Origin of the sequence: Pseudodesulfovibrio tunisiensis (genome assembly GCF_022809775.1) — a bacterium.
In the GTDB taxonomy this organism is placed as follows: domain Bacteria; phylum Desulfobacterota; class Desulfovibrionia; order Desulfovibrionales; family Desulfovibrionaceae; genus Pseudodesulfovibrio; species Pseudodesulfovibrio tunisiensis.
Map to the genome: position 1 here is coordinate 2,316,829 of NZ_CP094380.1, position 13,815 is coordinate 2,330,643.

The 13,815-nt window shown below is 60.0% G+C and carries 11 protein-coding genes, 1 other RNA gene and 1 riboswitch; of the genes, 3 read left to right on the top strand and 9 right to left on the bottom strand.

Going from position 1 to position 13,815, the window contains the following annotated elements; all coding sequences use genetic code 11:
- Positions 1-65: 65 nt before the first annotated feature.
- Complete coding sequence (locus MPN23_RS11390; RefSeq protein WP_243544316.1) at positions 66-2,117, top strand: methyl-accepting chemotaxis protein; 2,052 nt, start codon at positions 66-68, stop codon at positions 2,115-2,117.
- Positions 2,118-2,206: 89 nt separating this feature from the next.
- Here the strand turns inward: MPN23_RS11390 and uvrA are convergent, their stop codons facing one another.
- Positions 2,207-4,972 (bottom strand): excinuclease ABC subunit UvrA, encoded by a 2,766-nt coding sequence (uvrA, locus tag MPN23_RS11395; RefSeq protein WP_243547385.1) that lies wholly within the window; start codon positions 4,970-4,972, stop codon positions 2,207-2,209.
- Positions 4,973-5,033: 61 nt separating this feature from the next.
- A complete protein-coding gene (locus tag MPN23_RS11400; RefSeq protein WP_243544317.1) occupies positions 5,034-5,654 on the bottom strand; it encodes a TetR/AcrR family transcriptional regulator in 621 nt (206 codons plus the stop codon).
- A 169-nt stretch (positions 5,655-5,823) separates the two neighbouring features.
- Here MPN23_RS11400 and MPN23_RS11405 point away from each other — a divergent pair, with 169 nt between their 5' ends.
- Complete coding sequence (locus tag MPN23_RS11405) at positions 5,824-6,882, top strand: glycosyltransferase (RefSeq protein ID WP_243544318.1); 1,059 nt, start codon at positions 5,824-5,826, stop codon at positions 6,880-6,882.
- 59 nt (positions 6,883-6,941) lie between these two features.
- Positions 6,942-7,016: riboswitch (cyclic di-GMP riboswitch) on the top strand.
- A gap of 73 nt (positions 7,017-7,089) precedes the next feature.
- Entirely contained in the window at positions 7,090-8,091 is a 1,002-nt protein-coding gene (locus MPN23_RS11410; RefSeq protein ID WP_243544319.1) for an HD-GYP domain-containing protein, read from the top strand.
- Between the two features lie 77 nt (positions 8,092-8,168).
- Here MPN23_RS11410 and tyrS read toward each other — a convergent pair whose 3' ends face one another.
- The 7 genes from tyrS to MPN23_RS11445 form a co-directional block, all read right to left on the bottom strand.
- Positions 8,169-9,440 (bottom strand): tyrosine--tRNA ligase, encoded by a 1,272-nt coding sequence (gene tyrS, locus MPN23_RS11415; protein ID WP_243544320.1) that lies wholly within the window; start codon positions 9,438-9,440, stop codon positions 8,169-8,171.
- Between the two features lie 19 nt (positions 9,441-9,459).
- On the bottom strand, positions 9,460-10,233 hold the full coding sequence (locus MPN23_RS11420; RefSeq protein ID WP_243544321.1) for a TIGR00282 family metallophosphoesterase: 774 nt from the start codon (positions 10,231-10,233) through the stop codon (positions 9,460-9,462).
- A gap of 92 nt (positions 10,234-10,325) precedes the next feature.
- Positions 10,326-11,240, bottom strand: a complete 915-nt coding sequence (locus MPN23_RS11425) for a CheR family methyltransferase (protein WP_243544322.1) — start codon at positions 11,238-11,240, stop codon at positions 10,326-10,328.
- A gap of 160 nt (positions 11,241-11,400) precedes the next feature.
- The gene (gene rny / locus MPN23_RS11430) at positions 11,401-12,957 is read right to left on the bottom strand and encodes a ribonuclease Y (RefSeq protein WP_243544323.1); all 1,557 of its coding nucleotides are present in this window, start codon (positions 12,955-12,957) and stop codon (positions 11,401-11,403) included.
- Between the two features lie 170 nt (positions 12,958-13,127).
- A non-coding RNA gene (ssrS, locus tag MPN23_RS11435) (6S RNA) lies at positions 13,128-13,310 on the bottom strand.
- Positions 13,311-13,347: 37 nt separating this feature from the next.
- On the bottom strand, positions 13,348-13,602 hold the full coding sequence (locus tag MPN23_RS11440; protein WP_243544324.1) for a cell division protein ZapA: 255 nt from the start codon (positions 13,600-13,602) through the stop codon (positions 13,348-13,350).
- 12 nt (positions 13,603-13,614) lie between these two features.
- Positions 13,615-13,791, bottom strand: a complete 177-nt coding sequence (locus tag MPN23_RS11445; protein ID WP_243544325.1) for a hypothetical protein — start codon at positions 13,789-13,791, stop codon at positions 13,615-13,617.
- Between the last annotated feature and the right edge of the window lie 24 nt (positions 13,792-13,815).

A 13,815-nucleotide genomic window follows, 5' to 3' on the forward strand; every position in this document is an offset into this window, starting at 1 on the left:
GTTTTTACTTCCTGAAGCGCTAAACTGCGAAAAAAACGTAATTTGCCGTATCAGGAGGAACCCTCATGTCTTTCAAGAACCTGTCCCTACGGTACAAGATCGGGCTCAGCGTCTGCCTGGCCGTGGCCCTGATCCTGACCGTGTACACGGTGATCGTGGTTTCAAAAACCCGATCGATCGCCGTGCAGTCCGCCGAGGAAATCGCCGAGGAAATGGCGAACCGGTATGGCAATGAAGTCAAGAACAACATTGAAAAGGCCCTGAACGCAAGCAAGGGGCTGGCCTCGGCCTTCGAGGGCATGGTCTCGAACCGGGAGATCATCGACAGAAAGGTCGTGGACGAGATGCAGAAAGCGATCACGCTTTCCGACCCCACCTTTTTCGGGACCCAGTCCTGCTTCGAACCCGACGCCCTTGACGGCAGGGATGCGGAATACGCTGCCAGGGATGATTTCTGGAAGCACATGGGCGGGGCCTACGGCAACTACTGGTGGCGCGAGGGCGGCACCCTCAAGGTGGAGAATCTGGCCCAGTACGACTACCCCAATACGCGCGCATGGTACAAGGATCCGAGGGACACAAACGGCCCGATCCTGACCGAACCCTACTGGACCGACGTGGCCAAGACCAACATGGCCACGGTCAGCGTGCCCATTCGGGAAAACGGCAAGTTCATCGGCATCGTGGGCATCGACTTCACCCTGTCCGCTTTTCAGGCCATGGTGGACGGCATCAAGCCCATGGGTACGGGCTATGCCTTCATCGCCTCGAACAAGGGCTACTGCGTGGCGCATCCCAACAATACGGTCGTGGGCAAGAACATCACGGACACCTTTGCCCCGGAAATGCGCGCCCCGATCTCCGACGCCATCCGGCAGGGCAAGACATATCAGGCCTTCATGACCTCCACGCTGGACGGGACCGAGTATCTCTATCTGTTCTCGCCGATCCTGATCAGCGGGACCAGCACGCCGTGGACCATCGGCATTGCCATTCCCCGGACCACGATCTTTGCGGATGCGGATGCCTTCCTCTACCTGAGCGTCGGCCTGACCGTAGGCGCCCTGCTCATCGTCATTTTCATCGTGTTCCTGATCGCCCGCAGCATCACCCTGCCGCTGGTCAAGAGCGTGGCCTTTGCCGAGGAGATTGCGGCCGGGCACCTGAACGCGTCCCTGGACATCGACCAGAAGGACGAAGTGGGGCAACTCGCCAGAACCCTGTCCGACATGGGCGCGAACCTGATGCAGGTCGTGGGCGAGGTGCGCACGGTCACGGACCATGTGGCTGCCGGAGCGGGCGAACTTTCGTCCACGTCCCAGACACTCTCGCAGGGCGCGACCGAACAGGCCGCCTCCATTGAGGAAGTCTCTTCAAGCATGGAGGAAATGGCCTCCAACATCAGCCAGAACGCGGAAAATGCGGCCCAGACCCAGAAGCTGGCCCGAGACGCTGCGGCCAGCGCCGAGGAAGGCGGCAATGCCGTGTCCGAAGCCGTGACCGCCATGCGCGAAATCGCGGACAAGATTTCCATTATCGAGGAAATCGCGCGCCAGACCAACCTGCTGGCCCTGAATGCGGCCATCGAGGCTGCGCGGGCCGGAGAGCACGGCAAGGGATTTGCCGTGGTTGCCGCGGAAGTGCGCAAGCTGGCCGAACGCTCGGGCGTGGCCGCAGGCGAGATCAGCGAGCTGGCCGGAAGCAGCGTGGACGTGGCGGACCGGGCCGGAGAACTTCTGGCCAGACTGGTTCCGGACATCCGCCGCACAGCCGAGCTGGTGGAGGAAATCACCGCAGCCAGCAACGAACAGAATTCCGGCGCGACCCAGATCAACAGCGCGATCCAGCAGCTCGACTCCGTGGTGCAGCAGAACGCTTCGGCCTCGGAAGAGATGTCCTCCACCTCCGAGGAGCTCTCGTCCCAGGCATCCACGCTTCAGGACACCGTGGCCTTCTTCCGTCTGGACGATGCTGGCAGCGGCTATGTCCAGCGGGTGACCCCGGCAGGCAGCAAGCCCAAGGCCCTTGCCGCTCCCAAGCCCAAGGCCAAGCCCGCCAGGGACAGCGGTGTGGACATCGGCCTGTCTTCGGACGACGAGGACTTCGAACGGTTCTAGGAAACGACATGACAACGGAAAGGGCGGACTCCCTCGGGAGCCCGCCCTTTTTTCGTTCAATGCGATAGGCCGGTTCGAAGCAGAGTCCGCTATTCCAGAAACCTTCCGGTCACGGAATCCGGGTTGGCCATGATCTGTTCGGGCGTGCCCGAGGCCACGATGGTGCCGCCGCTCTCCCCGCCGCCCGGGCCAAGATCGATGACATGGTCCGAGGACAGGATCACGTCCGTGTTGTGCTCGATGACGATCACGGTTGCGCCCTTGTCCACGAGCTGGTGCAGCACGCGGATGAGCTTGCCCACCTCGTGCATGTGCAGTCCGGTGGTGGGCTCGTCCAGAATGTAGAGCGCACCGGGCAGGCGGCGCTTGCCCAGCTCGCGGGAAATCTTGATGCGCTGGGCCTCGCCTCCGGACAGCGTGGTGGCGGGCTGGCCCAGCCGGAGATATTCCAGCCCGACCTGTTCCAGCACTTCCAGCCGCCGCAGCAGGGCCGGATGGTTCTCGAAGAACTTCTTGGCCTGACGCACGGTCATGTCCAGCACGTCCGCGATGTTTTTGTCCCGGTAGCTCACTTCCAGGGTCTGGGCGTTGTAGCGCATGCCCTTGCACGCCTCGCAGGTCACGTACACGTCGGGCAGAAAATGCATCTCCACGCGAATCTGGCCATCGCCCTTGCACGCCTCGCATCGGCCGCCCTTGACATTGAAGCTGAACCGGCCCGGCTGATATCCGCGCTTGCGCGCTTCCCTGGACCCGGCAAAGATCTTGCGTATTTCGTCGAATATCTTGGTATACGTGGCCGGATTGGAACGCGGCGTGCGGCCGATGGGCGTCTGGTCGATGGAAATGACCTTTTCCACCAGATCAACGCCCTCGATGCCGGCGATGCGGCCCGGGGAATCCGCCTTCACGCCCTGATGCAGCAACAGATGCTTGTACAGGGAATCCATGACCAGCGAACTCTTGCCCGAACCGGACACTCCGGTCACGCAGGTCATCACGCCGAGCGGAATGTCCACGTCCAGATTCTTGAGGTTGTTGGTGGTCACGCCCCTGAGCGAAATACTCCCCGTGGGTTTGCGCCGCTCCGTGGGAATCTCGATGTGCATGTCTCCACGCAGGTATTTGCCGGTCAGGGAATCCGCCTTGAGCAGTTCGGACACCGGCCCCTGAAACACGACCTCGCCGCCCAGCATGCCGGAATTCGGCCCCATCTCGATGACATGGTCCGCATGGCGGATGGTGGGTTCGTCGTGCTCCACCACAAGCACGGTGTTGCCCCGGGTCTGGAGCGAACGCAAGGTGCGCAGAAGCCGTTCGTTGTCACGCGGATGCAGGCCGATGGAAGGCTCGTCCAGCACGTATGTCACGCCCACCAGCCCGGAGCCGAGCTGGGACGCGAGCCGGATGCGCTGGGCCTCGCCACCGGACAGGGTGGCCATGTTCCGACCCAGACTCAGATATTCCAGTCCCACGTTGACCATGAATCCGAGCTTGAAGGTCAGTTCCTTGAGCAGCGGCTCGGCAATCAGGTTCTCGTGCCCGGAAAATTCCTGCTGTTCCAGCCACTCCAGAGCCCGTTCAATGGACATGGACACGAATTCGAAAATGTTTCTGTCGCCCACGCGCACGGCAAGGGATTCGGGCCGGAGCCGCGCTCCGTGGCAGACCGGACAGGGACGACTCTGGCGAAACCGGTTCAGCCAGTGATCCCAGACCCCGGACTGTTGCAGGCCGTATTCCAGAATCGCGATGACACCGGTCCACTTGCATTCCGCATCTCCGTGAAACAGGGCTTCCCACGCAGCTTCCGAAAACTCGCCCAACGGCGTGTCCAGGGTGAAGCCATGCTTCCTGCCCAGTCCGGTCAGCACCGGACCGTACTGGTTCTGGCGGTATGCCGACTTCCACGGAATGATGCCGCCCTCGTTCAGGGACAACCCCTTGTTGGGCGCGACAAGGTCCGGTTCGAAATATTCCTCGGCCCCGATGCCGTTGCAGTGCGGACACGCACCCTGAGGCGAGTTGAAGGAAAAGAGCTGAGGCGTGAGCCGAGGCATGGAAATCTTGCACGACGGGCATGTGGACAGGGTGGACATGAACGTGTCGCCCGGATTGCCCCCGCCCACCACGGACAGGATGAGGCGCTCGTCGCCCTTTTCCAGCGCCAGTTCCACGGAATCGGCCAGCCGCTTGCGGATGTCGGCCTTGATCACCAGACGGTCCACCACCAGATCGATGACATGCTTCCTGTTCTTTTCCAGCTCGGGCACGTCATCCAGCGTGTGCATGGCTCCGTCCACGCGCACGCGCACGAACCCTTCCTTGCGCAGCTTGGCCAGCAGGTCCTTGTGCGTGCCCTTCTGGTGATCCACGAGCGGAGCCAGAACCATGAACTTCGTGCCCGGCTCCATGTCCAGAATCGTGTTCACGATCTCGTCCGTGGTCTGGGCCTCGATGGGCCTGCCGCATTCCGGACAGTGGAATCTGCCCAGACGGGCGTAGAACACGCGCAGAAAGTCGTAGACCTCGGTCACTGTGCCCACGGTGGAACGCGGGTTGCGCGTGGCGGTCTGCTGTTCAAGGGAAATGGCCGGGGACAGCCCCTCCACCTTGTCCACCTGCGGCTTGTCCATCTGGGGCAGAAACTGGCGCGCATAGGCGGACAGGGATTCCACGTAGCGACGCTGGCCCTCGGCGTACACGATGTCGAACGCAAGGGTGGATTTGCCGGAACCGGACGGCCCGCACACCACGACAAGTTCGTCTCTGGGAATGTCCAGAGTCAGATTCTTGAGGTTGTGGTGTCTGGCGCCCTCTATGTGAATGGCCTTTCGGGCTCGGGTGTTGGTCATCACGAGAGGATAAACATTCCTATCTGGAAGGCAAGAAGGAAAAGAAAAATGATGAAAAGGATCAGGAAACCAAGGTGTTGTCTTTGTCCTGTCCGGCTTCGCCAGCTTGATTGCCCGTGCAGACGCTGCGAATGACGAAGGTCGCGGCCTCCTCGTACAGGCCCGGGGCCTTGTACGGAGTCAGAAACTTGGTGCGCACCGCGCCCACGATGTTGGCGTACACGATGTAGGCGGTCTGGGCCACCGGAGCCCGGACAATGGAACCGTCCTCCATGCCTCGACGCAGCAGTTCCTCGATATGATTGATGAGTTCCTGAAACTTGTCCCCGATCTTCTGGCGATCCAGTCCGGGATTGTCATCGCTGAACGGGGAACAGCGGATCAGGGTGGGAAAGGTGTCGGAATATTCCAGCGTGAAATCCAGATAGGCCCTGACGAACGCGCCCAATGCCGCGCATCCGTCCGGCTCGTTGGCGGTACGGTCCCGCAGGTAGTCGAGCATGATGTCCACCAGCTGGCTGCCCGCGCTCATGAACAGATTCTCCTTGCTCTCGAAATAGTGAAACACCAGCCCCGAGGCAACTCCGGCCTCCTCGGCCACCATCTTCACGGTGGTACCGGGGTAGCCGTGGCGGGCAAAGAGCTTCTGCGCGGCAACGAGAATCAGTTCCTTCTTGGTCATGAACACCGTCTCCGGTTGAATGTGGCAGGATTTGGCTGAACTACACGGACTTAGCAATATACCGGAATCGTTGCAAGGGGGTGGCAATCTTGCTTCGCCATGACTTTTGTGGCAGCGTGACACGTCGTTTTCGGCCGAAGACGGCAGACCGCAACAACACACAACGCATATGAACATAGCTTTCGTGAATTCCACCCACAAATGGGGCGGGGTCAAAACCTGGTGTCTGGACATGGGAAAGGCCATGCGCAATCAGGGACACGAAATCTGGATTTACGGCCGCCCCGGCCCGTTCGTGGACAAGGCGGAAGAACTCGGACTGCACGCTCAGGCAGTCTCCTTCGGCCCGGACTTGCATCCCGGACTGATATTCCGATTTTTCCGCGAATTCCGAAGGAATAGAATTGATCTGGTTGTGGTCAACATTTCCAAGGACCTGCGCAGTGCAGGAATCGCGGCCCGGCTACTCGACATTCCCATGGTGCAACACCTGGGAGCTCCCGGCGATGTGGCAAACCGCTTCAAGACCCGCATCACGCAACGGCTCCTCGCACCAAAGCTCATGGCATGCAGCGAATTCGTCCGGCACCAGCTCAAAAACGCGGTTCCCCTGTTCGCCTCCTGTGACTTCAAGGCGATCCACCCCGGCGTGGAAATCGGAGCAGCCCCTCACCCACCGGGAAACCCGAGAACCATAATAGCCACAACACAGCTTGAAAAAAATCGTGGACATGAGGATTTGCTGAACGCCCTTGCTCTTGCCAAAAATGCTGGCCTCTCTTTCCACTGCATAATTGCTGGCACTGGTAATTATGAAACAACTCTTCAAAAGAAAGCGGATCTGCTGGGACTGACGAAAGAGATGGAATGGACCGGTTTTGTCTCCAATATCCGAAGTCTACTCAAACGTGCTGATCTTTTCGTGCTTCCCACCTACGTGGAAGGATTGGGAATAGCCCTGGAAGAAGCCATGGCCGAAGGGCTTGTCCCGATAGCCAGACGAGCCGGAGGCCCTCCGGAAATCTGGCCGGAAACCATGCCCCATCTGCTGGTGAACCCGACTCCCGGCCCAGAGGGCATTCTTGCGGCCCTTGAACACCTGCTTGCACTGCCCGACGACGAACTCATGCACCTGAAGCAACAGGCACAGTCCAAGGCAAGGCAGGCGTTCCCCATTGACAGGCAGGCACGAATCTTTCTGGAATGGGCAATCCAAAAATCCTGCTGACCCGATTCCGATAATAACCGAAGAGCATTTACAGGTCCCATGCGCGGGCCTATACTGCATGATGACAAAGCCAAACCCGCTGCGAGGCGGAGACGGAAAGCCACGGGTCTCCCCGAGACAGCCGGGTTGCCATGAACGGAACTCCGCGCCCGGCGCGGCAGTCGTTGCATGTCGCCCGACCGGAGCCCCGGTTTCAAGGAGGCGGCCATGAGCCGGACATCAGAAGCCCGGGACACACTCTCCCGCGCAATTCAGGGACGCCTTTTCAAGGTGTCGCCATACATGATCCTGCCGTCCAAATCCGGCAGATTCTCCCTGTTTCTCAAGCAGGACGACAACCTCGTGCTGTATGCCGAGAAAGGCGAACGATTTACCGAGGCACACAAGCAGCGTCTCGGTGCCATGGGCGTGGAGCATCTGTACGTGCGCACGGACGAACAGACCGACTACGTGGCCTATGTCCGCGACAACCTGCTGGACATCCTCGAAAATGAATCCATCCCCGTGCGCGAACGCGGCAGGGCGTGGAATGACGCGACGCAGGCGCTGGCCCGGGAAGTGTTCGACCGCGGATTGCCCAAGCCACTGAACGGGGTGCGCTTCCAGAAGATTCGCTCCCTGATCAAGTCCAGTCTGCGCTTTCTGGCCCGGGAGGACGCGCTCAGGGAAATCGCGCGGTTCATATCCGAAGGCCGGGAAATCTATCACCACGGCATCGGGGTCATGGTCTTCACCACCAGCATGCTCGGCACGTTCGTCAAGGACGATGCGGACCTCATGGTCGCTGCAGGCATGGGCGCCATGCTGCACGACATCGGCAAGCTGGAACTGCCCAGACACCTGTTCTCCAGACCGCTGGACGAACTTTCCCCCGAGGATCAGGCTCAGGTCAGATCCCACCCGGCACTGGGCGTGGGCGTCTGTTCGGCCCTGCCCCTGCCGCAGCAGACCCTGCAATGCATCCTGTTCCACCATGAGCGCGAGGACGGCTCGGGCTATCCCTCGGGCGCACAAGGCGAACTCATGCCCGCCTACGTCAAGGTGCTCGCCCTGTGCAACGAGTACGACAACCTGACCCGGGGCACGGAATACCGAAAGCCCTTCACCCCGTTCGAAGCGCTCACGCACATCAAGGCCAGACGGAACCAGTTCGATCTGGACATGCTCAAGCGACTGATCGTGGTCCTGTCCAAGGCCGATCTCGCCTGATGCGGCCCTGTTTCACGCAAAAAAAGACCGCTGCTCCAGGAGCAGCGGTCTTTTTGATGTCGTTGTCGGCAATCGCGCTAGCTGCGGGTAACCAGACCGTAGCTCTTCTTGCCCTTGCGCAGGACAAGCAGCTCGCCGCCCAGAAAGTCATGGTCCTCGACCTTTTCGCCGCGCTCGCCATTCACGTAGACACCGCCGGCCTCGATGGCCTTGCGGGCCTCGCCCTTGGACTTGACCAGACCGAGGTCCACCAGCATCTGGGGCAGGTCGGGCAGGTCGCCGGACGCATAGTGCCGGCACGGAGCGGATTCCAGAGCGGAACGCAGGGTTGCGGGGTCCACCTTGCGGATGTCGCCGCCGCCGAACAGGGCCTCGGTGGCCGCCATGACGCGATCCAGCTCGTGCTGGCCGTGAATCATGCGGGTGACTTCCTCGGCAAGACGCTTCTGGGCCTCGCGCAGATGCGGGGCTTCCTCCAGACTCCTCTCCATTTCCGCGACCTCTTCGGGGCCGAGGAAGGTGAAGTACTTGAGGAACTTGATCACGTCCCGGTCATCGGTGTTGATGAAGAACTGGTAGAAGGCGTAGGGCGAGGTCACCTCGGGGTTGAGGTAGATGGCGCCCTTTTCGCTCTTGCCGAACTTCTTGCCCGAGGCCGTGGTGATCAGCGGGAAGGTCATGGCGAACGCTTCCTCCTGCACCTCTTCCACGGCGGTCTTGCGGCGGATGTATTCGCAGCCCGTGGTAATGTTGCCCCATTGGTCGCCGCCGCCGATCTGGAGACGGGTGCCGCGGGTCTTGAGCAGATGATAGAAGTCATGACTCTGAAGAATCATGTAGCTGAATTCGGTGTAGGAGATACCCACGTCATCGCGGGCGATGCGGCCCTTGACCGCTTCCTTCTGGAGCATCCAGTTGACCGTGAAGAACTTGCCCACGTCGCGCAGCAGGTCGATGGCGGACATGTCCTTGGTCCAGTCGTGGTTGTTGACGATGTCCGGACGCTCATTGGTATTGCGCTCGAAGAAACGGCGCACCTGTGCCTTGATCTTCTCGATACGCGCGGCAACGGCGTCGGCCTGGGACAATTCGCGTTCCTTGTCCTTGCCGCTCGGGTCGCCGATCATGCCGGTGGCGCCGCCGATGAGAAACAGCGGGTTGTGTCCGGCCCGCTTCATCCGGGCCAGAACGAGCAAAGGCACGAGGTTCCCGACATGCAGGCTCTCGGCGGTGGGGTCGAAGCCGCAATAGACGGAGGCGCCGGGCTTGGACAGATATTCCCGGACCTTCTCTTCGTCAGAAACCTGATTGATAAGCCCCCGCCATTTGAGATCGTCGAAAATGTTCATGATTTCCTCGTGTTCAATGTCATACCGTTGTCACGGGCGTGATAGTTTTCACCTGCCCGGAGGATTCCTCTATGTCAAAAATCGCGCCTTGTAAAATCCCGGGTTCCGAGGCCACCTCGAATCGGGCCGGAAGGCCGTCCAGAAAACGCTTCACGATGATGTCCGGTTTCATGCCCAGACAGGAACGCTGCGGTCCGCACATGCCCAGATCCGTGATGTAGGCCGTGCCGTGTTCCAGCACGCAGGCGTCCGCCGTGGGCACGTGCGTATGCGTGCCGAGCACCGCGCTGACCCGGCCGTCCAGATGAAAGCCCATGGCCTGCTTTTCGCTGGTGGCCTCGGCATGAAAGTCCACCACGCGAATGCGGATTTCCGGGTCAAGCTCGTCCAGAATGCGGTCCACGGCCCGGAACGGACAATCCACGGGCGGCATGAAGGTCCGCCCCAGCAGATTGATCAGGGCCACGGGCGGCAGGCCGTCCGCACGAATGATGCGCACTCCGGTTCCCGGTCCCGCAGGATAGTTGTGAGGTCGAAGCAGTCTGGAATCCGTGTCGAGCAGGTTCCAGACGTCCTTGAATTTCCAGATGTGATTGCCCGAGGTCAGGGCGTCGATGCCCGCATTCAGCAGTTCGCGGGCATTTTTTGCGGAAAGGCCCAGCCCGGCCGACGCATTCTCGCCATTGGCGAACACCAGATCCGCGCCCAGTTCAGCGCGCAATCCGGCAATCCGTTCCCTGACCAGCTTCCGGCCCGGCCTGCCCACTATGTCTCCAAGAAAAAGAATCCGCATGAGTCTCTCCCGCCGCTTATGGCAAAAGGGCCCAATACCAGACCCCCGCGCAAAACGCGAGGCCCGGCGCAGTGCCAGAAAACGCGATGCGATCAGGTCGTTTTCTGAAACACCGTGGGCGCGACCTGCCGAAGGGGAAGGGTCATGCCGGACAGGCTCTCGGAATGGCCGATGAACAGATAGCCCTTGGAGGACAGGTTGCTGCAGAACTTGTTGAACAGCATTTCCTGCGTACCCCGGTCAAAATAGATGACCACGTTGCGGCAGAAGATGATGTCCTGCTGCTTGGGCAGCTTGAAGTTGTCCATGAAGTTGAGGCGCTGGAACGTGATCTTCGACCGCAGGGGCTTGTCCATCTTGATGAGCGGATTCTTCTTGCTCTTGAGCACGTACTTCTTCTTCATGGTCATGGGTATGTCGTCGGCCTTTTCCAGCGCATATACGGCCCGGGAGGCCTTTTGCAGAATCTCGCTGGAAATGTCCGTGGCCAGAATGCTGAAGTTGAACCCGGAATGGGTGACGGCATACTCGGACAGCACCATGGCCAAAGTATAGGGTTCCTCGCCGCTGGAACATCCCGCGCTCCACACGTTCAGAATCCGGCCCGCGCCGAAGCGCCGCCACAATTCGGGCAGCACCGTGTTGTTCATGATGTCCCAGTGCTTGGGTTCGCGAAAGAAGTGCGTGGTGTTGGTGGTGACCACGTCGATGAGATTGGCGCGTTCCTTTTCCCGGCCCTCGGGACTGAACACGTAGTCGCAGTATTCCTTGTAGGACTGCATGCCAAGCGCACGGAGCCGCTTCTGGAAACGGGACTGAAGCAGCACTTTCTTGGAGCTCGGCATCTTGATGCCGAACTCGCTGTGAATGAGTTCGCTGAACCGCCTGAACTCGGCCTCGCCCATTTCCGCGCGAAAGAGCTTGGCGTTCTGCCGCACGGTCGTATCCAGACGATCCTTGTCGAGCCCGCCCCCGGCAGGGGCGTTTCTCTGTCCATGTCCGTTCATGGGTCACACAGCTCCGTGATTCGTTGCCTGTTGCAGGATGATCCACCGCCATTGAACATCATCCCGGAACAGCAAACCATGATAAATCGCCGCGCCCCGTTATTTTCGGAGGCAAAACAGCCCGGGCCGCAAGCACGGTCCGGGCTGTCGTTCAAATCATCTATTTTGCATACCCCACGGCCCGTTTCTCCCGAATCACGGTCACGCGAATCTGGCCGGGGTAGGTCATGTTGTTTTCGATCTTTTCCGCAATGTCCTTGCAAAGCACGTAGGTCTGGTCGTCGGCAATGCGTTCGGAGTCCACCATCACGCGAATCTCGCGCCCGGCCTGAATGGCATAGGCCTTGGAAACGCCATCGAATCCCGTGGCCAGCCCTTCCAGCTCCTCAAGGCGCTTGACGTAGTTTTCCAGCAGCTCCTTGCGCGCGCCGGGCCGAGCGCCGGACAGGCTGTCCGCAGCCTGAACCAGATTGGCCAGAATGGACATGGGCGGCGTGTCCTCGTGGTGCGCGGCAACCGCGTGGACAATGGCCTTGGACTCGCCGTGCTTCTTGGCCAGATCCGCGCCGATGATGGCATGGGGGCCTTCGATCTCGTGGTCCACGGCCTTGCCGATGTCGTGCAGCAGGCCCGCGCGCTTGGCCTCCTTCTCGTTGAGGCCCAGTTCCGCGGCCATGATGCCACAGAGAAAGGCCACTTCCATGGAGTGCTGCAACACGTTCTGGGAAAAGCTGGTGCGATAGTGCAACTGCCCCAGCAGCTTGATCACGTCCGGATGAATGCCGTGCACGCCCACGTCGAAGGTGGCCTGCTCGCCGATTTCCCGGAGCTTCACGTCCATTTCCTGCTCCACCTTGCGCACGATCTCCTCGATGCGCGCGGGATGGATGCGCCCATCATGGATCAACCGCTCAAGGGAGAGCTTGGCGATCTCGCGCTTGAGCGGACTGAATGCGGAAAGGACAACGGTTTCCGGGGTATCGTCGATGATGAGATCAACGCCGGTAGCGGCTTCCAGGGCGCGGATGTTGCGGCCCTCGCGGCCGATGATGCGGCCTTTCATGTCTTCGCTGGGCAGGGTCACGGCCGTGACGGTCTGTTCCCCGGCATAGTCGCCCGCATAACGTTGCAAGGCCAGGGAAAGCACTTCCTTGGCCTTCTTGGACGCGGTCTCCTTGGCCTCCATCTCGATGGATCTGACCATCCTGGCGGCCTCGTGCCGGGTGCGGGATTCTATTTCGGTCATGAGGCGTTCGCGCGCCTCCTCCACGGTCAGGCCGGAGATTTCCTGAAGCCTGCGCTCGTGTTCGTCGGCCTTGGCATCGAGTTCCTCCTGGAACTCCTCCAACCGCTTTTCCTGCTTGATGAGCCGTTTTTCCAGTTCAAGGACCTGGGATTCCTTGTCCGCCATCTTTTCGCGCTTGCCGTCAAGACGCTCGTCGCGTTCCTTGAGCCTGCGCTCCTCGGCCTTGGCCTGACGTTCCCGTTCCTTGAACTCGCGCTCCAGGTCCTGTTTCTGGGCGAATATTTCATCCTGAGCCTGAAGCCGGGCTTCTTTTTTCAGGGCTTCTCCCTCTTTGCGCGCCTCGCTCACGATGCGATCGGCAAGGCCGCGGGAGTCGGATATCTGTTTCTCGGAAATGTATCTTTGCAGGATGTAGCCGGAAGCAAGTCCGGCCACCACTCCGCCACCTATCATGGCGATTTCCGTAAGCATCTGGTTCTCCTTCGTTTATGTTGACAGACTATCAGGCGGTCTGTTGACGCCGCATGGAAGGAATGCGCCCGGGGAAGGCGCTTTCACGAAGGAAAATGCAGCGATGCGAGGGAAGGAGCGGACCGGTTCTCGGAACCGGTCCGGCAGCGGCCTGCGCCGCCTTTGTATATCGAATCCCCGGAAAGCCGTGTTGCCGTTCGTTTTGAACCTGGTTACCAGGTGGGCTCGGCTCGCGCCCCTTCAGGCTTCCCGATCAGAGTCGGGCATGCTCACCAGTGCGCTGGAGCATCTCGCCCGTTACGAGAGCATTGGCTCAAAACACTCACGAGCAATCACCAACGTTCCAGGGTGATTCGTCTCAACCAAATCCGGTCCTTTCATCGGACCGGGCTATTCGGTCTTTTCCAAAATCTCGCTGATTTTTCCTTCCAGCTGCTCCAGCCTTTCCCGGCAGACCAGATAATCGTCCGCCAACCCCAGAAGCAGGAACGTGAGCATTTTTTCCTTGCTGATATTATCAGCATGCTTGCCCAATTCCTGAAACTTCTCCTCAAGAAAGGCCTGAGCCGCTTCGATACGGTTGTTTTCCGCATCCGTCTTAAAGGAAATCTCAAGTCCGAGAAGATTCAGCGTGTAGCGAGGCATTCAGCACAACCGTCAGTCCAGTTCGTCCTGAATCCTGGCCAAAAGCCCTTCAATGCGGGCCTGAACTTCTTCCCGCTTGTCCCTTTCAGCCTCAAGATTGTCCCTCAAGCGCTGGTTTTCTTCCTTTAAGGTCTGCAACTTATTTAGTAAATCGCTAAAACGCGCTTCAAGTTGATCGACTAGTTCCATGTCCACTAAATAGCTCCGAACCGA

Coding starts and splice junctions, on each gene's coding strand:
- MPN23_RS11390 (WP_243544316.1), top strand. CDS start 66: ATGTCTTTCAAGAACCTGTCCCTACGGTACAAGATCGGGCTCAGCGTC.
- uvrA (WP_243547385.1), bottom strand. CDS start 4,972: ATGACCAACACCCGAGCCCGAAAGGCCATTCACATAGAGGGCGCCAGA.
- MPN23_RS11400 (WP_243544317.1), bottom strand. CDS start 5,654: ATGACCAAGAAGGAACTGATTCTCGTTGCCGCGCAGAAGCTCTTTGCC.
- MPN23_RS11405 (WP_243544318.1), top strand. CDS start 5,824: ATGAACATAGCTTTCGTGAATTCCACCCACAAATGGGGCGGGGTCAAA.
- MPN23_RS11410 (WP_243544319.1), top strand. CDS start 7,090: ATGAGCCGGACATCAGAAGCCCGGGACACACTCTCCCGCGCAATTCAG.
- tyrS (WP_243544320.1), bottom strand. CDS start 9,440: ATGAACATTTTCGACGATCTCAAATGGCGGGGGCTTATCAATCAGGTT.
- MPN23_RS11420 (WP_243544321.1), bottom strand. CDS start 10,233: ATGCGGATTCTTTTTCTTGGAGACATAGTGGGCAGGCCGGGCCGGAAG.
- MPN23_RS11425 (WP_243544322.1), bottom strand. CDS start 11,240: ATGAACGGACATGGACAGAGAAACGCCCCTGCCGGGGGCGGGCTCGAC.
- rny (WP_243544323.1), bottom strand. CDS start 12,957: ATGCTTACGGAAATCGCCATGATAGGTGGCGGAGTGGTGGCCGGACTT.
- MPN23_RS11440 (WP_243544324.1), bottom strand. CDS start 13,602: ATGCCTCGCTACACGCTGAATCTTCTCGGACTTGAGATTTCCTTTAAG.
- MPN23_RS11445 (WP_243544325.1), bottom strand. CDS start 13,791: ATGGAACTAGTCGATCAACTTGAAGCGCGTTTTAGCGATTTACTAAAT.